This is a genomic window from Shewanella sp. T24-MNA-CIBAN-0130, from assembly GCF_040310185.1.
GTDB classification, from domain to species: Bacteria; Pseudomonadota; Gammaproteobacteria; order Enterobacterales; family Shewanellaceae; genus Shewanella; species Shewanella psychromarinicola.
This window is the reverse complement of sequence record NZ_JBEOPP010000540.1, coordinates 1-239: the sequence shown is the minus strand read 5'-3', so window position 1 is coordinate 239 and position 239 is coordinate 1. Positions and strand designations below refer to the sequence as shown.

The 239-nt window shown below is 37.7% G+C and carries 1 pseudogene; it reads right to left on the bottom strand.

Going from position 1 to position 239, the window contains the following annotated elements:
- Window positions 1-239: pseudogene (locus tag AAEZ02_RS23425) on the bottom strand (PrkA family serine protein kinase); the annotation flags it as partial.

Here is a 239-nt window from a genome sequence, read left to right as displayed (position 1 = left end):
TATCAACTTTACCCACCAAAGCAGAAATATCTTGGTTATTTTCATCTCCGGGTTCTGTTTTAGCAATACCGATTTGATCGAGCACCGATGGATACACTTTTACGACTCTAAATTTTGAGATATCACCACCAGACTGGTGTAAACGTTTTACTGTCCATGGTGACATAATCGTTTTGATATAACGACTTGGTATGTTGTATTCGTTTTTGAGTAGTTCACTGTCTTCTTCAGGATCAAAC